This is a genomic window from Achromobacter sp. Bel (assembly GCF_012928505.1).
Taxonomy (GTDB): Bacteria; Pseudomonadota; Gammaproteobacteria; order Burkholderiales; family Burkholderiaceae_B; genus Achromobacter.
In genome coordinates this window covers 16,251-36,576 of the sequence record NZ_JABBJN010000059.1, presented here as the reverse complement: position 1 = coordinate 36,576, position 20,326 = coordinate 16,251, and the positions used below count along the sequence as shown (strand labels likewise).

The window sequence follows — 20,326 nt, the reverse complement described above, 5'->3', positions numbered from 1 at the left end:
ACCTGGCGGAAGAAAGCGGCGTGCTGGCGGGCCGTCCGGCGCTTGAGCAGTGGCGCCTGGACCTGGCCGACCTGAACGCCCGCGCCGATGCGCTGGCGCGCTCGGCCACGGCGCTGCAAACCCGTCTGGCTTCCGCCAGTGCAAAGCGGGGCGCCTGATCCATGTTCCCCTTGCTGCGCCTGTTCCGCATCATCCTGGTTTCGTTGCGCTATGGCCTGGACGAGCTGGTGCTCTCCAGCCTGAACCATCCGCTGGCGACTTGCCTGCTGCGCGTCATCCGCCTGGGCACCCGGCCGCGCCAGCCGCGCGGGCAGCGCCTGCGCCTGGCCCTGGAATCGCTGGGCCCTATTTTCGTGAAGTTCGGGCAGGTGCTGTCCACCCGCCGCGACCTGATCCCCGCCGACATCGCCGACGAACTGGCCCTGCTGCAAGACCGCGTACCGCCGTTCCCGTCGGCCCAGGCCGCCGCCTGCATTGAAGCGGCGCTGGGCGCGCCGCCCGATAAGCTCTTCGCGCAGTTCGATGTGGACCCGGTGGCGTCGGCCTCGATCGCCCAGGTGCACTTCGCGGTGCTGCACGACGGCCGCGAGGTGGCGGTGAAAGTGCTGCGCCCGGGCATGCTGAGCATCATCGAAAAAGACCTGTCGCTGCTGAAGATCGTGGCGCGCATCATCGAACGCCTGGGCGCCGACGGCCGTCGCCTGAAGCCGCGTGAAGTCGTGGCTGAGTTCGACAAGTACCTGCACGACGAGCTGGACCTGGTGCGAGAGGCCTCCAACTGCAGCCAGCTGCGCCGCAATTTCGGCCCCGAATCGGGCCGCGGCGACATGCTGATCGTGCCCGAGGTCATCTGGGAGTACACCGCGTCCACGGTATTCACCATGCAGCGCATGTACGGCATGCCCGTGGGCCAGGTGGAGCGCATGCGCGCGGCCGGCATCGACATCCCGACGCTGGCGCGCACCGGCGTCGAGATCTTCTTCACGCAGGTCTTCACCGACGGCTTCTTCCACGCCGACATGCACCCGGGCAACATCTACGTGTCGGACCGCCCCGACACGCTGGGCAGCTACATCGCGCTGGATTTCGGCATCGTCGGGTCGCTGTCCGAATTCGACAAGAACTACCTGGCGCAGAATTTCCTGGCCTTCTTCCACCGCGATTACCGGCGCGTGGCGCAACTGCACATCGAGTCGGGCTGGGTGCCCGCGGATACGCGCGAAGAAGAGCTGGAGGGCGCCGTGCGCGCCGTCTGCGAACCGTACTTTGACCGGCCGTTGTCCGAGATCTCGCTGGGGCAAGTGCTGCTCCGCCTGTTCCAGACGTCGCGCCGGTTCAATGTGGAGATCCAGCCGCAGCTGGTGTTGCTGCAGAAGACGTTGCTCAACGTCGAGGGATTGGGCCGCCAGCTCGATCCCAACCTGGATCTCTGGAAGACCGCCAAGCCCTATCTGGAACGCTGGATGCGTCAGCGCGTCGGATTCAAGGGGCTGCGTCAAAGCCTGGAGAAGGAAGCTGTGCAGTGGTCCCAGATGCTGCCCGCCTTGCCCAGGCTGGTCCATGACCACCTGAGCCGCCCGAACGTCTCGCCCGCGCTACTGGCCGAGATGATTCACCTGCGGCGCGCCCAGGAACAAAACAACCGGCTGGTTGCAGCGCTGGTTGGGGTGTTGGCCCTTGCGATCGGGGTCGCAATATGGGCCTTGACCCGATAGGCGGCGCGATGATCTAGATGCACTCTGTCATGTTTCATTCATGAAACGGTCATCATAGCTTCGCGGGAGACGGCGAAAAATAGCGCTGCGGTGGATGAATGCAGCGTCACGCCGAAAGAGACGCGCGCGCCATTCATTAATTTCTATCGCCCCACTAGCGGGACGAATACAAGGGCAGACCATGCTTTATCCTGAACTCTTCAAGACCATGGAAGCCGTGCGCTGGAACATGGCCCACGACATCCCCTGGGGGGATTTCGATCGCAGCAAGCTCTCTGACGAGCAAGCCCACACGATCAAGATGAACGCCATTACCGAATGGGCGGCCCTGCCGGCCACGGAAATGTTCCTGCGCGACAATCGCGGCGACAGCGATTTCTGCGCGTTCATGTCGGTGTGGTTCTTTGAAGAACAGAAGCATTCGCTGGTGCTGATCGAATACCTGCGCCGTTTCCGCCCGGACCTGGTGCCGACCGAAGAAGAGCTGCACAACGTGCGTTTCGAATTCGACGCCGCGCCCGAGCTTGAAACCCTGATGCTGCACTTCTGCGGCGAAATCCGCCTGAACCACTGGTACCGCCGCGCCGCCGAATGGCACACGGAGCCCGTCATCAAGGCCATCTACAAGACCGTTGCGCAAGACGAAGCCCGCCACGCCGGCGCCTACCTGCAGTACATGCGCCGCGCGCTGCATGACCGCGGCCAGGACACGAGCGAACAGGCCCGCCTGGCGTTTTCGAAGATCGGCGTGCTGATGGCGTCCGCCGGCCGCACCCAGCAGGCGCTGCACCCGACCAACCTGCACGTGAACAAGGACCTGTTCCCCAACGACACGGTGCAGTCCCGCCTGCCGGAGCCCGGTTGGCTGGAGCACTGGCTGGATACGCAGATCCGCTTTGACGGCATCTGGGAACAGAAGGTCGCCAGCCGCATCCTGCACATCCTGTCCAAGCTGATGGACCGCAGCTTCGAAACGGTGAAGGACCTGAACCGCTACCGCAAGGAAATGACCGCGCTGGTGGTGCCCAAGGAAAAGAAGATCGTCCTCGCCGGCGCCTGATCGGCAGGCGTCGCCCGGGGCCTGGCGCGGTTCCACCGCCGCTTCCCCGCGGTAAATGGACGGCAGGTGGGCGGCAGGCAGGCGGATATAATCTCCGCATGCCCGCCGCCCGTTTTGAATCCAAAGTCCTGTCCCGCGACGAATGCGTCGCCGCTGTCGCCGCTGGCCGCCTGCCGCGGCCGCTGGTGTTCACCAACGGCGTCTTCGACATCCTGCACCGCGGGCACGCGACCTATCTTGACCAGGCCGCCCAACTGGGTGCGACGCTGGTGGTGGCGGTGAACACCGACGAATCGGTGCGCCGCCTGGGCAAAGGGTCCGAGCGCCCGCTGAATCGCATGGAAGACCGCGCCGCGCTGCTGGCCGCGCTGGGCTTCGTGACCGTCGTCACGTCCTTCCCTGAAGACACGCCCGAGGCGCTGATCGGCGAGCTCAAGCCCGACCTGATCGTCAAAGGCGGCGACTACGACATGGAAAAGCTGCCCGAAACCGCGCTCGTCAAGACGTGGGGCGGCCGCGCGGTGGCGATCCCCTTCGAATTCGAACGTTCGACCACGGCGTTGGTGAAGAAGATCCAGGGCGCCTGATCCGGCGTGCGGGAATAAGAAAAGCGGCCTCGCAGGCCGCTTTTTTGTTCATGCGCACGCGGCGTGATCAGCGGGCGTCCCGCAGCAGCCGGTTGATGGCTTCCAGATCGGTTTCGGCCAGGATGCCGCTGACGGCTTTCAGGCGCAAGCCCGAGAGCACGGTGCTGTAGCGCGCCAGCGCCAGGTCGCGCTGGGTGGCATAGAGCTGCTGCTGGGCGTTGAGCACGTCCAGGTTGATGCGCACGCCCACTTCGTAACCCGTGCGGTTGGCCTCCACGGCGGCGCGGCTGGACTTCTCGCCCGCTTCCAGGGCCTGGATACGGGCCAGGCCGCTGGTCACGCCGGTGTAGTACTGGCGTGCGGCCTGGACAGCCTGGCGGCGCGTGGTTTCGAAGTCGTGGCGGGCCTTTTGCTCCAGCTGCACTTTCTCGGTGACTTGCGACGACACGCCGCCGCCGGCGTACAGGGGAATGGACAGGACCACGCCGATCGTGTTGTCGATCGGTTTGCCGGGCGCCGCGTTGCGCATGATGGCGTCGCTGGCGCTGCCGCTGGTGGCGCGCAGGTTCAGGGTGGGGTAGTGGCCGCTCTTGGCGATCTGGATCTCGCGGCCGGCAATGCGGGTCAACAGCTGCGCGCGCAGCACTTCCAGGCTGGAGGCCTCGGCCTGCGTGCTCCAGTCGTTTACGCGGGCGGGCTGCGGGGACGGCAGTTGCACGCCGTAGGGCAGTTCGGCCAGGGCGCCGGGCTGTGTGCCGATGATCTTGGCCAGTTCATCGCGGCGCACGTCCAGGTCGTTCTGCAGGCGCAGTTCCTGCGCCACCACCAGGTCGTAGCGCGCCTGTGCTTCGTAGGTGTCGGTGACCGTGGCGTTGCCCAGTTCGAAGTTGCGCTTGGCGGACTCCAGCTGCCCCGCCACGGCCGCTTTTTCGGCCTCGGTGGCCGTCAGCGTGTCTTGCGCATACAGCACGTTGAAGTAGGCGTCGGCCACGCGCAGCAGCAGATCTTGATAGGCCTGCTGAAGCTGCACTTCAACGTCGGCGACGATCAGCTTGGATTGTTCGTAGTTCTGCCAGCGGCCCCAGTCGAACAGGGGCTGGGTCAGCGCCAGGTCCCAGACGCCGCGCCCGCCGCTGTACGACACACCCAGGCCGCGGGTGCTGCGCGTTTCCTGGTAAGCGCCGCCGGCTTCGGCGGAAATCAGGGGCAGCAGCAGCGAGCGGGCTTGCGGTTCTTTTTCCAGGCCGGCGCGGTAATTGGCGCGCGCGGCGGCGTAGGCGGGGTCATTGCCCAGGGCGGATTGCCAGACCTGGATCAGGTTTTGCGCAAATGCGAACGACGGGCCGACGCTTGCGGCAGAGGTAAAAACCAGTAAAGCCGTAAGCAATCGGACGCGCATGATTTTCAACGATACGCCGGGCCGTCCTGACAGGCGCGCACCCCGCCAGGGGGCAGGCGCCAGGCGGCAAGGTGGGGGATTAGAACTTGAACTGGGACACCGTGGCGCCGCGCAGCGGCTTGATGACCGTTTCGAACAGGTTCACCGTTTCGAAGCTGGCCGCGGTGGTGCGGGTGATGCGACAGGCCGTCATGACGGGGGCCTGGCCCACGATCACGACCAGACGGCCGCCCACGCGCAACTGGTACTTCAGCGCGTCCGGCACGACCGGCACGGAACCCGTCACCAGGATCGCGTCGTATTCGGTGGAGCCCCAGCCGTTGCGGGCGTCGCCGGTTTCGACCTTGACGTTGGTGACGTTGTTCATCTGCAGGTTCTGCTGCGCGAACGTCACCAGGCGGCTGTCGATTTCAACCGAGGTGACCTGTTGGGCCAGATAGCCCAGCAGCGCGGCCTGGTAGCCGGAGCCGGTGCCGATTTCCAGCACGCAGTCGGACTTGGTCAGCTGCAGCTCTTGCGCCAGGCGGGCTTCGACCTTGGGGGCGAGCATGGTCTGGCGGGTGTTTACCGCGTTGATTTCCAACGGCAGTTCCAGGTCGGAAAACGCCAGGGCGCGCAGGGCCGGCGGAACGAATTGTTCGCGGCGCACATCGAACAGCGCTTGCAGCACGTTGGCGTCCAGGACGTCCCACGGGCGGATCTGCTGTTCCACCATATTGAAGCGGGCTTGTTCTACGTCGGGCAGGGTCGAAGCGTTCATGACGGTCAGGAAAAAACAGAGGAATCAGCCGGCCATTGTACCGATTCGTAGCGTCGTGTGACGGCGCGCCCTGCCGGCAGATGTTTCAGTCGGGCGTTTCGGCCGGAATCCCGGCCGGCCGGGACCCGCCGGGGCTCCTCGAAATGGCGGCGGCGCCCCGGGGAGCGCCGCTGGACGCCGCGAGGACGGAGCCGCTACCCGGCGGTCACCACCAGGCGTGGAAGTGATGCACCGGGCCGTGGCCGGAGCCCACCGACAGCCGTTCAGCGTGGCGGATGGCTTCGGTCAGGTAGGCCTTGGCGCGGCGGGCGGCTTCGGGCACGTCCCCGGTTTGCGGCAGCAACGCGGCCAGTGCGGCGGACAGCGTGCAGCCGGTGCCATGGGTATTGGCGGTCTCGATGCGGTAGCCGGGCAGTTCGATCATCCGGTCGCCGTCGTGCAGCAGGTCGATGGTCTCGTTGCCGGGCAGGTGGCCGCCCTTGACCAGTACCCACCGTTCGCCGGAATGCGCCAGTTTGTTGCGTAGGCGTTCAGCCACGCGGCGCATTTCCTTGACGGTTTCCACCGGCCGTTCTTCCAGCAGCACGCCGGCTTCGGGCAGGTTGGGTGTCAGCAGGGTAGCCTGGGGCAGCATGGCTTCGCGCATGGCGCCCACGGCTTCCTTTTCCAGCAGCAGGTCGCCGCTCTTGGCCACCATGACGGGATCCAGCACCACGTGCGCCGGCGCCCACTTGGCCAGCTTCTCGGCCACGACCTCGATCACCGGGCGCTGGCCCAGCATGCCGATCTTGACGGCGTCGATGCGCACGTCGCTGAACAGCGTGTCGATCTGCAGGCCCACGAAGGCGGGCGGCACGGGAGAAATGCCGGTGACGCCCTGGGTGTTCTGGGCGGTCAGCGCGGCGATGACGGCGCAGCCATAGGCGCCCAGCGCGCTCATGGCCTTGATGTCGGCCAGTGTGCCGGCCCCGCCGGACGGGTCGACGCCGGCGATGGTCAGCGCGTGCGGAATGGGACGGGCGTTGCCGTCCTGCGGGCGGGAGCTCATTTCGCCGAACCGGGGGCAGCGGTGATCAGGCCTTCGGTGGGTGAGCTGGGCGCGCCGCTGTACAGCTTTTTGGGCATGCGGCCGGCCAGGAAGGCTTCGCGGCCGGCCTCGACGCCCTTCTTCATGGCGCTGGCCATCAGGATCGGGTCGCGCGCAGCGGCGATGGCGGTGTTCATCAGGACGGCGTCGCAGCCCAGTTCCATGGCGATGGCGGCGTCGGACGCGGTGCCCACGCCGGCATCGACCACGACCGGCACGCGGGCCTGGTCGATGATCAGGCGCAGGTTCCACGGGTTCAGGATGCCCATGCCCGAGCCGATCAAGGAGGCCAACGGCATGACGGCCACGGCGCCCATGTCTTCCAGCATGCGGCACTGGATGGGATCGTCGGTGCAATAGACCATGACCTTGAAGCCCTCGTCGACCAGCGTCTTGGTGGCCTTGAGCGTTTCGGGCATGTTGGGGAACAGGGTGTGCGGGTCGCCCAGCACTTCCAGCTTGACCAGATCGTGGCCGTCCAGCAGTTCGCGCGCCAGGCGCAGGGTGCGGACCGCGTCGTCGGCGCTGTAGCAGCCGGCGGTGTTGGGCAACAGCGTGAATTTGGACGGCGGGACATAGTCCAGCAGGTTCGGTTCACCGGCGTTCTGGCCGATGTTGGTGCGGCGGATGGCGACCGTGACGATCTCGGTGCCGCTGGCGTCCAGCGCCGCGCGGGTCTCTTCGAAGTCCTTGTACTTGCCGGTGCCGACGAGCAGGCGCGATGAATAGGCGCGTCCGGCGATGGTGAGGGTGTCTTGTGTGGTCATGGCGGTGTTCAAAGGGCGGGGGCGCGAGAGCGGAGCCCGCGGGAGGCTGACTGATTTTTGTTAAGCGAATGATAAAGCACGCCGCCGCGCGGCAGGCGTGTTCAATGAAATGCCCCGTTCCACTATTTGCAGATCGTGCCCAATGGCGGGCGGGTCAGCGCAAGCGGTCCAGGTCGGCGCAGATGGCTTCGGCGGCGTCGATCAGGCGAGGGCCCGGGCGGTACAGGGCGTCGGCGTCGATGCCGTAGACGTGCCCCGCGCGGGCGGCGGGCAGCCCCAGCGCCTGCCAGGCGGCCAGGTTCCTGGGGGTGTCCTCGGGGCGTCCGACCCCGGCCAGCACGGCTTCGGGGCGGGCGGCCAGCACGCTTTCCAGCGTGACCTGGGGGGCGACGACGGGCGCTTGTCCGAACACGTTCACACCGCCGCAGACGCGCAGCGCGTCGCTGACGATGCTGCTGTCGTTCAGGGTGTAGATGGGGTCCAGGCCGGCCTGCACGAAGACGCGCACGGGGCGGCGGCCGGCGTAGCGCGCCGTCAGGGCGGCCAGGCGGGCGCGCAATTGTTCGGCGGCGGGCCGCGCCTGCGCCTGGGTGCCGAACAGCGCGCCCATGCGTTCGACGGCGTCGGGGATGGCGGCAAGCGTCAGCGGATCGCTATAGAAGACGGGCACGCCCAGCTTGTCCATGACCCGGGCCAGCGGTTCGGCCGCGGCGGGCTGCCAGGCGATCAGGAGGTCGGGACGCACCGCCACCACGCGCTCGGCGTCGGGCTGCGTGCCGTCGCCGATGACGGGCAATTGCCGGGCGGCGGGGGGGAAGTCGCTGCCGCGGACGGTGGCGATGAGGCGGTCGCCCGCGCCGGCGGCGTAGACGAGTTCGGTGGCGTGGGGCGCCAGCGTGACGGCGCGGCGTGCGGGCGCGGCCAACACGACCGTGCGGCCCTTGTCGTCCGGCACCTGGAGGGGGGGGCCGGACTGGGCGTCTGCCAGGCCGTCGACGCGGTCGGCGGCGGCGGTCGGGGGAGGGGCCAACATCGCGCCCAGGGCCAGGAACAGCCCCGGAGCGATGCGTGGAAAGGCGCGTGCAAGGGTCATGCGGGGGCCGATACGGTCAGCGGAGTACGCCGACTATATCGGATGTCCACAATCAGTAGCGCAGCGTGAGCGACGCATAGAAATTGCGGCCCGGCGCCGGGTACAGGTTGTAGTTGGCGACGGGGCCCAGCATCTGGAACGACGCATCGCCGCCGCGGATGCCGTAGGTGGCGTACTGGCGGTCGAAGAGGTTGTTCACGCCGATGGCGCCTTCGATGTTGCGCGTGAACTGGTAGGCCAGCTTGGTGTTGAACAGCACGTAGGCGTCCAGCTCCTTGTCGAACTGGTTGGCCTGGTCGTTGTCCATGCGCGACTTGCCGACATATTGCGCCGACACGTTCCACAGGAAGGCGTCGGTGGGGCGCCAGGTCACGCCGGCGTTGGCCAGCCACTTCGGGGCCAGCGGCACGGTCTTGCCGGCCAGGTCCACGCCCGCGTAGGTGCCGGAGCGGAATTGCGCTTCCATCCAGGTCAGGTTCGCATCCAGCGTCACGCTGCTGGAAATGGCGGTGCGGCCTTCCAGTTCGATGCCTTGGCGGCGGGTCGGGTCCAGGTTGGTGTTGGCGCCGGTGCCCGGGCCCCACATGCCGTCGGCCAGCGGGTTGTACTGGATCTCGTTGGTCAGGTCATAGCGGAAGTACGACAGGCGCGCGCTGCTCGACGCGCCTTGCCACGTTACGCCGATTTCCTTGTCGGTGGACGTCTGCGGGGCCAGCGGATTCTGGACCGACAGCAGTTCGTCGGCGTTGGGCAGGCGGAAGCTGCGGCCGACCTTGCCGTACACGCCGAAGCCGGCGGGCAAATCCTGGCGCACGCCCAGCTGCCAGGCCGTCAGGTGGTTGCTGCGGTCGGATGCGGTGCCCGAACCGCTCAGTACGTCCAGGTCGTCGGAGGCGTACTGGCGGCGCACGCCGGCCGTCACGTAGGTGGTGTCGGTGGCGCGGATCTGGCCTTCGGCGAAGAGACCGTACTGGTGCTGGCGCGACTGCCACTTCGAGGGTTCGAAGTCGTAGTAGGCGTTCTGGTCGGCCGTGGTCTTGGATTCTTGCGCGTCGGCGCCGAAGACGAGACTGTGGCCGCCGTCGATCGGCAGGCGATAGCGCACGCTGGCGACGCTCTCTTCCAGCTTCTGGTCGCGCAGGATGTCGCCAAAGCCGTCATAGGTCAGGCCATTCAGTTTTTTCTCGCGGGTGGACAGATCGGCGTACAGCGTGCCTGCGCCAATGGCCTGTTCCACTTGCAGGCCGAACGTGGTCGAGGTGGTCTTGACGAAGTCCACATCGTTCTTCGCGCCGCGCGGGTCGTCCTGGAATTCGTTCACGCCGGTCGACGGGCTGATCAGGCGCGGGCCGGGCAGTTCCAGCTTTTGCGTGGTGGTGCGGCCGTACAGGCGGATCGAGCCATTGTCGTGGCGCAGGGTGATGCCGCCGCCGCCGCCTTCACGGCGCTCGCCGCTGTGGTCGCGGTAGCCGTCGGTGTGCAGCGATTGCATATAGGCATCGACGCCCACCTTCTCGTTGTTCATCGCCACGGCGGCGTCGTACTGGCGCAGGCCGTAGCTGCCGAAGGTGGCGGTGGCGCGGGCGGTGACCGGTTCCTTGGAAAAGTCCGACTTGGTGATGATGTTGATCACGCCGCCGGTCGTGCCGCCGCCGTATTGCACCGAGCCGCTGCCGCGCACGATCTCCACGCGTTCCACCTGGTCCAGCGGCACCACGCCCAGGCCCGGCGCCGACAGGTCGTTGGTGTTCTGCTTGACGCCGTCGATCATGATCAGCGTATTGCTGGCGCCGGTGAGGCCAAAGCCGCGCAGGTCGACGATGGCGTTGTCGCTGGAGCTGCTGGTGTTGATCAGGTGGATGCCGGCCTGGGTCGACAGCAGGTCCTGCATGGTGCGGGCGCTGCTGGCGGCGATGTCTTCGGCGGTGATCACCGAAATGGACACCGGCAGCGTGCGACCGTCCGTCGGCACGCGCTGGGCGGTGACGGTGACCGGGTCGAGTTCGGGGGTGGCGGAGGCGGTTTGCTGGGCGGCGGCGATGGCCGGGGCGGAGCAGAGCAGGGCGCCGGCGTAACGCCGGATGGAGCGGGCTTTCATCTACGTAACCTCGATGCGACCCGCGACCCCGCAGGTCAATCACGATGGGGAGGATGCCCGCGCCGCAACGGGCCGATGGGCCTGGCGGCGATGCGTGGACTTCCTGACGAGCGAACTGGCCGGTATCGGGCTGCCATGGGCGCAAAAAAGCGCGCATGGGGACCGTTGCGGGGGCAGCACAGGCTGGATGGCGGGGGCGCGCTGGACCGCCTTGTGGGCGGCGCGGCGGCCCGGGCGGCCGTCTTCCTGTTTCCCGTTTACCTTTCGCGCGCGGCTGGCAAGTGTTGCGTTCTTGCAAGCCCGATGCGCCGAAAGCACCGGTTCGGGGCCGAAACTGTATCACCGGAGGGCGCGAGGAGGCCCGTTTTGTTACGATCAGGGCTTGTTTTTCCAGTGGTTTTGGCGTTTTAGCCACATCTGCGCCACTGAAGCCAACCTATAGCCGGACCTGCCCGTGTCGTATCCCCGCCTGCCGTACCCGCCCGAAGCCTATACCCAAGGTGGCGAATTCGCCCGCCTGCTGGGCAAGCGCATCCTGATCCTGGACGGCGCCATGGGCACCATGATCCAGCGCTACAAGCTGGGCGAGGCGGACTTCCGCGGCCAGCGTTTCGCCGACCATGGCAAGGACGTCAAGGGCAACAACGAACTGTTGTCGCTGGTGCGGCCCGACGTGATTTCGGAAATCCACCGTCAGTACCTGGAAGCCGGCGCCGACGTCATCGAGACCAACACCTTCGGCGCCACGACGATCGCGCAGGGCGACTACGATCTGCCGGAACTGGCCTACGAACTGAACCTGGCGTCCGCGAAGCTGGCCCGCGAGGCCTGTGACGCATTCAGCACGCCGGACAAGCCCCGCTTCGTGGCCGGTGCCCTGGGCCCGCAGCCCAAGACCGCATCGATCTCGCCCGACGTGAACGACCCGGGCGCGCGCAATGTCACTTTCGACGAATTGCGCGTGGCCTACATCGAACAGTTGAACGGCCTGTTGGACGGCGGCATCGACATCGTCCTGATCGAAACCATCTTCGACACCCTGAACGCCAAGGCCGCCATCTTCGCCACCGAAGAAGTGTTCGAGGCGCGCGGCATCCGCCTGCCCGTGATGATTTCCGGCACCGTGACCGACGCGTCCGGCCGCATCCTGTCCGGCCAGACCGTGGAAGCCTTCTGGAATTCGGTGCGCCACGCGCGGCCGGTCACCATCGGCCTGAACTGTGCACTGGGCGCGGCGCTGATGCGCCCCTACGTGGCCGAGCTCTCCAAGATCTGCGACACCTATGTCTGCGTGTACCCCAACGCGGGTCTGCCCAATCCGATGGCCGAGACGGGCTTCGACGAAACGCCTGCCGATACGTCGGCGCTGCTTGAGGAATTCGCCCGCGCCGGGCTGGTGAACATGTCGGGTGGCTGTTGCGGCACCACGCCCGACCACATCCGCGCCATCGCGGACAAGGTCGCCGCGCTGACGCCGCGCGTCGTGCCGGACATCCCGGTCAAGACCCGCCTGTCGGGCCTGGAGCCGCTGAACATCGATGAAGACACGCTGTACGTCAACGTGGGCGAACGCACCAACGTGACGGGCAGCAAGATGTTCGCCCGCCTGATCCGCGAGGAAAAGTACGACGAGGCGCTGGCCGTGGCCCGCCAGCAGGTCGAGAACGGCGCGCAGATCATCGACATCAACATGGACGAGGCCATGCTGGATTCGGTGGCCTGCATGCACCGTTTCCTGAACCTGATTGCGTCCGAGCCTGACATCGCCCGCGTGCCGGTCATGATCGACAGCTCGAAGTGGGAAGTCATCGAGACCGGCCTGAAGTGCGTGCAGGGCAAGCCGGTGGTGAACTCCATTTCGATGAAGGAAGGGATTGAGCCGTTCCGCCATCATGCGCGCCTGTGCCGCCGCTACGGCGCCGCCGTGGTCGTGATGGCGTTCGACGAACTGGGCCAGGCCGACACGCTGGCGCGCCGCAAGGAAATCTGCGGCCGCGCCTACAAGATCCTGGTCGAGGAAGAGGGCTTCCCGCCGGAAGACATCATTTTCGATCCGAACGTCTTCGCGGTCGCCACCGGCATCGACGAGCACAACCACTACGCGGTCGACTTCATCGAAGGCACCCGCTGGATCCGCGACAACCTGCCCTACGCCCGCATCTCGGGCGGCGTGTCCAACGTCAGCTTCTCGTTCCGCGGCAACGAGCCGATGCGCGAGGCCATCCACACCGTGTTCCTGTACTACGCGGTCAAGGAAGGCATGACGATGGGCATCGTCAATGCCGGCCAGTTGGGCGTGTACGCGGACCTGGATCCCAAGCTGCGCGACCTGGTCGAAGACGTGGTGCTGGACCGGCCGGAGCCGGTGGGCAAGACCGAGCCCGACGACGAGCGTACGCCGACCGAACGCCTGGTGCAGTTCGCCGACACGGTCAAGGGTTCGGGCGCCAAGCGTGAAGAAGACCTGACCTGGCGCAACGCCGACGTGGAAAAGCGCCTGTCGCATGCGCTGGTGCACGGCATTACCACCTTCATCGTGGAAGACACGGAAGAAGTGCGCCAAAAGATTTTTGACCGCGGCGGCCGCCCGATCGAGGTGATCGAAGGCCCGCTGATGGACGGCATGAACGTCGTCGGCGACCTGTTCGGCGAGGGCAAGATGTTCCTGCCGCAAGTGGTGAAATCCGCCCGCGTCATGAAGCAGGCCGTGGCCCACCTGATCCCCTTCATCGAAGAGGAAAAGCGCCAGATCGCGGCCGCCGGCGGGGATGTGCGCGCCAAGGGCAAGATCGTCATCGCCACGGTCAAGGGCGACGTGCACGACATCGGCAAGAACATCGTGTCGGTCGTCCTGCAGTGCAATAACTTCGAAGTCGTGAATATGGGCGTGATGGTGCCCTGCGCGCAGATCCTGGAAAAGGCCAAGGAAGAAAACGCCGACATCGTCGGCCTGTCCGGCCTGATCACGCCCAGCCTGGAAGAAATGGCGTATGTGGCCAGCGAGATGCAGCGCGACGACTATTTCCGCAGCCGCAAGCTGCCGCTGATGATCGGCGGGGCCACCACCAGCCGCGTGCACACGGCCGTCAAGATCGCACCCAATTATGAAGGCCCGGTCATCTACGTGCCGGATGCCAGCCGCTCGGTGGGCGTTGCGACCAACCTGATGTCGGACCAGTCGGAAACGTATCTGGCCGAACTGGCCCAGGAATACGAGGAAGTGCGCCGCCGCCACGCCAACCGCAAGGCCACGCCAATCCTGCCGCTGGCGGATGCGCGCGCTTCGCGCCCGGCGATCGACTGGGACAACTACACGCCGCCGCGCCCGAAGTTCATCGGCCGCCGCACGTTCAAGAGCTATGACCTGGCCGAGATCGTGAAGTACGTGGACTGGGGCCCGTTCTTCCAGACCTGGAGCCTGTTCGGCCCGTTCCCCGCGATCCTGGACGACAAGGTGGTGGGTGAACAGGCGCGCAAGGTCTACGCCGATGGCCTGGCCATGATGAAGCGCATCGTCGAAGGCCGCTGGCTGACCGCCAACGGCGTGGTCGGCTTTTACCCGGCCAACCGCGTCAACGACGAAGACATCGAGATCTACAAGGACGAGACGCGCAGCGAAGTGCTGTTCACGTACCGCAACCTGCGCCAGCAGGGCGCCAAGCGCGAAGGCGTGAGCAACAAGTCGCTGGCCGACTTCATCGCGCCCAAGTCGTCCGGCAAGCTGGACTATATCGGCATGTTCGCCGTCACGGCGGGCATCGGCATCGAGAAGAAGGAAGCCGAATTCGAGCGCGCGCTGGACGACTATTCCAGCATCATGTTGAAGTCGCTGGCCGACCGCCTGGCCGAAGGCTTCGCGGAATGCCTGCATGCCCGCGTGCGCCAGGACCTGTGGGGCTATGCGCCCGATGAGGCCCTGTCCAATGAAGACATGATCGCCGAGAAATACGTGGGCATCCGCCCCGCGCCCGGCTATCCGGCCTGCCCGGAACACGTGGTGAAGTCCGATATGTTCCGCGTGCTGGACGGCGGCGACATCGGCATGATGCTGACCGACAGCTACGCCATGTACCCGGCCTCCAGCGTGTCGGGCTTCTACTTCAGCCACCCGGAGTCGCAGTACTTCAACGTGGGCGTGATCGGCGAGGACCAGCTGGAAGACTACGCCAAGCGCAGCGGACGGACCATCGAAGACCTGAAGCGGACGCTGGCCCCGAACCTGGGGTGATGCGCCCGTCTTGCGCAGCATGAAAACCGGCCAGGCGGCCGGTTTTTTTTCGCGCCGCCGCCAGAGGCGGGCGGGCTTAGCGCGCAGGCGGCGCGATGCGCCCCAGCACGCCTTCGATCATCACGCCGATCGCCAGCACCTTGCGGTCTTCGCCCGGCAGTCCGTCGATTTCCAGGCCCACTGGCAAGCCTTCCGGCGACAAGCCCGCCGGCACGCTCAGCCCGGGCAGGCCCGCGTTGCTGCCGGGGTCGACGTTGCGGGCCAGGCGGCTGAAGCTCTCGAAACTGCTGGCCTCGGGCGTGGCGGCCATCGGCAGGATCGGCAGCGTCGGAAACAGCAGGCCGTCCAGGCCGTGTTCCCGGAAGGCGCGGCGGTATACCTCGATCAGTTCGTCGCGCTGGACGGCGATGACGCGTTCGTACAGCGGTTGCAGCGCCAGGACCTGGCCATCGGGGGTGGGCAGCACGCCGGGCACGATCAGCCCGTCGAAAATGGCTTTAACGTCGGGGCTGGATATCTGTGCCACCACGTCGTCGAAGCTCACGCCTGCGTCGTAGCGCTGCAGGTACGCCGTCAGGTCGGGTTTTTGCTCATACAGGCACAGCGGCATGCCGACCGCGGCGTTGGCGGCCGGCAGGTCGGGCATGTCGAGGTCCACCAGTTGCACGCCGGCCTGGCGCAGCCTGGCCAGCGCGGCATCCATGACGCTGTGCACGGACGGTTCCAGGTCCGCCCAGAAATAGCGGGCCAGTCCCAGGCGCACGCCCGAGGGCGGCAGGGACGCCAGCGCTTGCGTATCGCCTGCCAGTACGGCGTCCAGCAGCACGATGTCTTGCATGCTGTTGGCGATGGGCCCGGGCGTATCGCGGGTGTGCGAGATGGGTGTGATGCCCGCGCCGTCATATCGGCCGACCGAAGGCCGAAAGCCCGCGGCGCCGTTGACCGCAGCGGGCAGGCGCACGGAGGCGCCGGTGTCGGTGCCCAGGGCGGCGGGCGCCAGGCGCGCGCCCACGGCCGCGCCACTGCCTGAAGACGAGCCGCCGGCGATGCGGGTGCTGTCATAGGCGTTGCGGGTGCCCTCGCCATGCGCGCCGGGAAAGGCGGTGTTGTAGCCCGAGACGCCGAAGGCCAGCTCGTGCATGTGGGTCTTGCCCACGATCACGGCGCCGGCGGCGCGCAGGCGCTGCACCACGGGCGCGTCCTCGGCGGGGCGGAAGTGCTTCAAGGCCGGGGTGCCGGCGGTGTTGGGCAGGCCAGCCACGTGGATGTTGTCCTTGATGGCGATAGGCACGCCGCCCAGCGGCGCGGCGGCCTGACCGCTTGGGCGCTGCCCGGCGTCGTAGGCATGGGCCTGCGCCAGCGCGCCGTCACGGTCTACGGTGATGAAGGCGTTGAGCACGCCATGGGCGTCGATGCGGTCCAGGCAGGCTTGGGTCAGCGCCACGCTGGTGAGGCGGCCGTCGCGGATTCGGGCGGCGGCTTCGGTGACGGTCAGGGCCGTCAGGGCGTCGTCGCCGGCGGGGCGCGGCAGGGGCTTGGCGGACAATGTCTGTTGAGACGTCTCTGGCATGGCGCTTTCTCACCTGTATGGATGGATGCTGTCGGACCGCCATCTATACAGGGTTCCTGCCGCCGCTGTCGAGCCCGGCCGCCGCCTTGGCCCCACCTTGCGCAACGATGGTTTACCACTTCGATAGTGGTAAACCATTATGGTGGAAATTGGTAAACCACTTATCATTTGGTCTAACCACTTTTAAGATCCATGACACTTCAACTGATCCCCAAACCCGAAGAGCCGGCCAGCAAGCCGGCGGCGGACCGCGCCTATGTGCGGCTGGCCGCACAGATCCAGGCCCTGGTCGCGCAAGGCGAGTTCGCCGTCGGCAAGCGCTTGCCGGCCGAACGCGCGCTGGCCGAGCGTTTCGACGTCAGCCGCACCGCGCTGCGCGAAGCCATCATTGCGCTGGAGCTGCAGGGGGTCGTGGAAGTGCGCGGCGGGTCGGGCATTTACGTCTGTGAACCCAAGCCCGGCATCGCCCGCTTGCCGGCCGCCCAGGAAGCCGGAGCGGGGCCGTTCGAGCTGCTGCGGGCGCGGTGCCTGATTGAATCCGAAATCGCCGCGCTTGCCGCCACCACCCGCAATGACGCGGACCTGGACCGCATCTTCGAAGCGCTGACGACGATGCGCGAGCAGATGATGGACAAAGCGGCCAATGAAGAGGCCGACCGCCGTTTCCACCTGTATATCGCGCAGTCCACGGGCAACAGTGTGCTGCTGGCCACGGTGACGTCGATGTGGGACCAGGCCCAGGGGCCGATCTGGGAAAAGATCGAACAGCATTTCCATACGCAGGACCTGCGCCAGGCGTCGCAGGAAGACCATCAGCGCATTTTCAGCGCGCTGGTGGCGGGCGACGCGCAGGCGGCGCGGCAGGCGATGCGCGCCCACCTGGAGCGCGTGATCGGCGAATTCGCGCAGGGGTGGCGTTGACCCCGTAGCGCAAGGCGGACAGGCAGGCAGCCCCCTGGCAGAGCGCGGAAGATAACCGCGCCCCGGACCCGGGCTTTTCAAGTTCAGGAGACAAGCAATGCAGCAACAGAACAAGGGGAGCCGCGTGTTGGCCCGGTGGGCGGCGGCTGCGGTGCTGGCGACGTCGTTGCCGGTGTCCGCCGAAAGCGGCGTTCCGGCGGCCGGCGTCCCGGCGCCGGGGCAGAGCCCGCGCATCGACGCCATCCGCAAGGCGGGCGAGCTGCGCGTGGGCGTATTGCAGAACGCGCCCTGGTTGATCCAGGATCTGTCCGGAAAAAGTGGCGAAGCGTGGAGCGGCCCCGCCTGGCTGCTGGCCAAGGAATACGCCAGGCAGCTTGGCGTTACGTTGACGGCGGTGCCCGTATCGCACGAGACCAAAGTGCCCGTGCTGGCCGCCAATCAAGTGGACATGACCATCAGCCCCCTGGCCGAGACGCCCGAGCGCCTGAAAGTGGTGGATTTCGTGCTGTATTCGGCCACCAGCGTCTGCATGTTCGGCCGCGCCGGCAACGACAAGCTGGCCCGGGTCAAGACGGTGGAAGACCTGAACCAGCCCGACATCACGATCGCGTACTTCACGGGCGGCGCCGAAGAGGCCTGGGTGAAGGAACGCTTCCCCAAGGCGCGGCTGCGCGCTGTCGCCAACTCCGGCGCCACCGCGCCTATCGAAGAGATCATGGCCAAGCGCGCCGACGCGGCGCCGATCAACCGCGTGCCGTGGGTGGGCCTTGCCCACAAGGTGCGCGGCCTGGTGGTGTTTCCCTCTGACGCCAATTGCCAGCAAAGCACGGAAAAGGCCTCGCCCGTTGGCCTGGCCATCGACAAGAACCAACCCGGCTACCTGGCCTGGTTGCGGCAGGTGGCGGCAACGATGAAACCCGCATTGGACGCTGACGAAATGCGCATCATCGAACAGACCCAGTAGGCCGTCCGGCCATTCCCCTTTTCAACCGGCACGCGCCAGTCGCGTGCCGATCTGGCGATTCCGCCGGTGCTTGAACACGCCGGTACCGGGCGCGCCGCCTTCGGGTGGCAGACGGCCGGGTTCCCTCTAGGAGACTTTGCATGCAACCCCGATTCCCCTCGCGCCTGACCGCCGCCCGCCTGTTTCTGTCTGCCGCGCTATTGGCGGGCGCAGCCGCGGCGCAGGCTCAGACGCCGCCCGCGCCCGGCGAAAGCCCCCGCATCGATGCCATCCGCAAGGCGGGCGTGCTGCGGGTCGGCGTGGTCAACAACCCGCCCTGGCTGGTGCAGAACACCACCGGGTCGGGCGAGCCCTGGATGGGGTCTTCTTGGTTGCTGGGCAAGGAGTTCGCGCGCTTGCTGGAGGTGAAGATCGTGCCTGTGCAGGTCAGCCACGAGACCAAGGTGCCCGCGCTGATCGCCAACCAGATGGACATCATGATCGGTCCGCTGAACCAGAATGCCGAGCGCGCCAAGATCATCGATTTCGTGACGTTCTCCAACACCAGCGTCTGCATGTTCGGGCTGGCGTCGAACACTAAATTCACAAACGCCACCAAGGTCGAGGACTTCAACCAGCCCGGCATCACGATGGCCTACTTCTCCGGAGCGGGCGAAGAGCCGCTGGTACTGCAGAACTTCCCCAACGCCAAGTTGCGCGGGGTGACGAACTCGGGCTCGGTCGCGCCGATCGAGGAAGTGCTGGCCGGCCGTTCGGACGTGGCGCCGCTGAATCGCATGCTGTGGCCCAACATCAGCAAGAAGGTCAAGGGCCTGGCTGTGTTCCCCAAAGAGAACGATTGCCAGGACAGCAAGATCTTCGCGATCGATGCGGGCATGGGCGTGGCCAAGGACCAGGCCGTCTACCTGGACTGGCTGCGCAAGGTGGAAGCGCGCATGCATCCCGAACTGGCGGCGGAAGAGCGCCGCATGACGCAAACCCTGAAATAAGGCGGCCATCATGTTGAATTGCGCGATTCATGGCGCCCAGGACCTGCGTCTGGACGAAGAGCCGCCCGAGGCGCTGGGCCCCACGCAAGTGCGGGTGGGCGTCAAGGCCGTGGGCATCTGCGGGTCCGACCTGCACTACTACCGCCATGGCAAAGTCGGTGACTTCGTCATCCGCGAACCGCTGACGCCGGGGCACGAGGCGTCGGGCCAGGTGCTGGAGGTCGGCGAGGCGGTCACCGCCGTCAAGCCGGGCGACCGCGTGGCGCTGGATCCGGCGCGCACCTGCGGGGTGTGCCGCTATTGCCGCCAGGGCGATTCCAACCACTGCGAGTCCGTGTTCTTCTTTGGCAGCGCCAGCCGCTATCCGCACATGCAAGGCGCGATGCGTGAACAGGTGGTGGTGCAGGAAAAGCAGTGCCTGCCGGTGCCGGACAGCCTGTCGTTCGAACTGGCCGCGTTCGGCGAGCCACTGGCGGTGGCGCTGCACGCGGTGCGCAGCGCGGGGACCCTGCTGGGCAAGACGGTGATGGTGGTGGGGGCCGGGCCGATCGGCGCCTTGATCCTGATGGCGGCACGGCTGGCCGGCGCCAGCCGGGTGATCGTGGTGGACATCGTCGACGAGACGCTGGCCACCTGCGCCCGCGTGGGCGCCACGCGCACCATCAACGTCGCCCGCGACCCGGACGCGATCGACGAGCTGGCGGCGGGCAAGGGCTCGGTGGACGTGTGCTTCGAGGCGTCCGGCAACTACGCCGGCCTGGCCAACTGCATCCGGGCGACGCGTCCGCGCGGCGTCATCGTGACGGTGGGCACGCTCAGTGGCAGCAGCGAGCAATGCCCGTTCAACCAGATCATGGTCAAGAGCCTGTCTGTCATCGGCAGCTTCCGCTTCGTCGACGAATACGCCTGGGCCGTGGACTACCTGAGCCGCGGGCTGCTGGACGTGTCGCCGCTGCTGACGGCGGCGGTGCCGGTCGCCCGCGTGCATGACGCGTTCGCGCTGGCGGCGGACCGCCACCAGGCCATGAAAGTGATGGTGACGTTCTGACGCGCGCGTCGCCGTCGGCCATCTAGTTCCACGGAGACAC

At 66.8% G+C, this 20,326-nt stretch carries 15 protein-coding genes; 8 read left to right on the top strand and 7 right to left on the bottom strand.

Annotated features, from left to right (window positions below):
* Positions 1-161: 161 nt before the first annotated feature.
* The 3 genes from ubiB (at position 162) to HG262_RS26050 (ending at position 3,362) form a co-directional block, all read left to right on the top strand.
* The gene (ubiB, locus tag HG262_RS26060) at positions 162-1,715 is read left to right on the top strand and encodes a ubiquinone biosynthesis regulatory protein kinase UbiB (protein ID WP_169273770.1); all 1,554 of its coding nucleotides are present in this window, start codon (positions 162-164) and stop codon (positions 1,713-1,715) included.
* A 181-nt stretch (positions 1,716-1,896) separates the two neighbouring features.
* Complete coding sequence (locus tag HG262_RS26055; protein WP_169273769.1) at positions 1,897-2,775, top strand: ferritin-like domain-containing protein; 879 nt, start codon at positions 1,897-1,899, stop codon at positions 2,773-2,775.
* Between the two features lie 98 nt (positions 2,776-2,873).
* Positions 2,874-3,362 (top strand): adenylyltransferase/cytidyltransferase family protein, encoded by a 489-nt coding sequence (locus HG262_RS26050; protein WP_169273768.1) that lies wholly within the window; start codon positions 2,874-2,876, stop codon positions 3,360-3,362.
* Between the two features lie 67 nt (positions 3,363-3,429).
* Here the strand turns inward: HG262_RS26050 and HG262_RS26045 are convergent, their stop codons facing one another.
* The 6 genes from HG262_RS26045 to HG262_RS26020 all read right to left on the bottom strand — a co-directional run bounded on the left by HG262_RS26045 (position 3,430) and on the right by HG262_RS26020 (position 10,566).
* Complete coding sequence (locus tag HG262_RS26045; protein WP_169273767.1) at positions 3,430-4,761, bottom strand: TolC family outer membrane protein; 1,332 nt, start codon at positions 4,759-4,761, stop codon at positions 3,430-3,432.
* A gap of 79 nt (positions 4,762-4,840) precedes the next feature.
* Positions 4,841-5,521 (bottom strand): protein-L-isoaspartate O-methyltransferase, encoded by a 681-nt coding sequence (locus HG262_RS26040; RefSeq protein WP_169273766.1) that lies wholly within the window; start codon positions 5,519-5,521, stop codon positions 4,841-4,843.
* A gap of 205 nt (positions 5,522-5,726) precedes the next feature.
* The gene (thiD, locus tag HG262_RS26035) at positions 5,727-6,569 is read right to left on the bottom strand and encodes a bifunctional hydroxymethylpyrimidine kinase/phosphomethylpyrimidine kinase (protein ID WP_169273765.1); all 843 of its coding nucleotides are present in this window, start codon (positions 6,567-6,569) and stop codon (positions 5,727-5,729) included.
* Positions 6,566-7,375 (bottom strand): thiazole synthase, encoded by an 810-nt coding sequence (locus HG262_RS26030; RefSeq protein ID WP_169273764.1) that lies wholly within the window; start codon positions 7,373-7,375, stop codon positions 6,566-6,568. The genes thiD and HG262_RS26030 overlap by 4 nt, the downstream gene beginning before the upstream one ends.
* Positions 7,376-7,529: 154 nt before the next feature.
* Entirely contained in the window at positions 7,530-8,468 is a 939-nt protein-coding gene (locus tag HG262_RS26025) for a cobalamin-binding protein (protein WP_169273763.1), read from the bottom strand.
* Between the two features lie 52 nt (positions 8,469-8,520).
* Positions 8,521-10,566 (bottom strand): TonB-dependent receptor, encoded by a 2,046-nt coding sequence (locus HG262_RS26020; protein WP_169273762.1) that lies wholly within the window; start codon positions 10,564-10,566, stop codon positions 8,521-8,523.
* A 454-nt stretch (positions 10,567-11,020) separates the two neighbouring features.
* Here HG262_RS26020 and metH point away from each other — a divergent pair, with 454 nt between their 5' ends.
* Positions 11,021-14,794, top strand: a complete 3,774-nt coding sequence (gene metH / locus HG262_RS26015; RefSeq protein ID WP_169273761.1) for a methionine synthase — start codon at positions 11,021-11,023, stop codon at positions 14,792-14,794.
* A 76-nt stretch (positions 14,795-14,870) separates the two neighbouring features.
* On the opposite strand, the gene iaaH is transcribed toward metH, so the two are convergent.
* Positions 14,871-16,364 (bottom strand): indoleacetamide hydrolase, encoded by a 1,494-nt coding sequence (gene iaaH / locus HG262_RS26010; RefSeq protein WP_248293503.1) that lies wholly within the window; start codon positions 16,362-16,364, stop codon positions 14,871-14,873.
* Between the two features lie 192 nt (positions 16,365-16,556).
* Between iaaH and HG262_RS26005 the strand changes: the two genes are divergently transcribed.
* The 4 genes from HG262_RS26005 (at position 16,557) to HG262_RS25990 (ending at position 20,286) form a co-directional block, all read left to right on the top strand.
* A complete protein-coding gene (locus tag HG262_RS26005) occupies positions 16,557-17,285 on the top strand; it encodes a FadR/GntR family transcriptional regulator (RefSeq protein ID WP_169273760.1) in 729 nt (242 codons plus the stop codon).
* A 97-nt stretch (positions 17,286-17,382) separates the two neighbouring features.
* A complete protein-coding gene (locus HG262_RS26000) occupies positions 17,383-18,249 on the top strand; it encodes a transporter substrate-binding domain-containing protein (RefSeq protein WP_169273759.1) in 867 nt (288 codons plus the stop codon).
* 140 nt (positions 18,250-18,389) lie between these two features.
* Positions 18,390-19,238 carry a transporter substrate-binding domain-containing protein gene (locus HG262_RS25995; RefSeq protein ID WP_169273758.1) on the top strand — a complete coding sequence of 283 codons (849 nt, stop codon included), beginning with the start codon at positions 18,390-18,392 and terminating at the stop codon, positions 19,236-19,238.
* A 10-nt stretch (positions 19,239-19,248) separates the two neighbouring features.
* Positions 19,249-20,286 (top strand): L-idonate 5-dehydrogenase, encoded by a 1,038-nt coding sequence (locus tag HG262_RS25990; RefSeq protein WP_169273757.1) that lies wholly within the window; start codon positions 19,249-19,251, stop codon positions 20,284-20,286.
* Positions 20,287-20,326 lie beyond the last annotated feature (40 nt).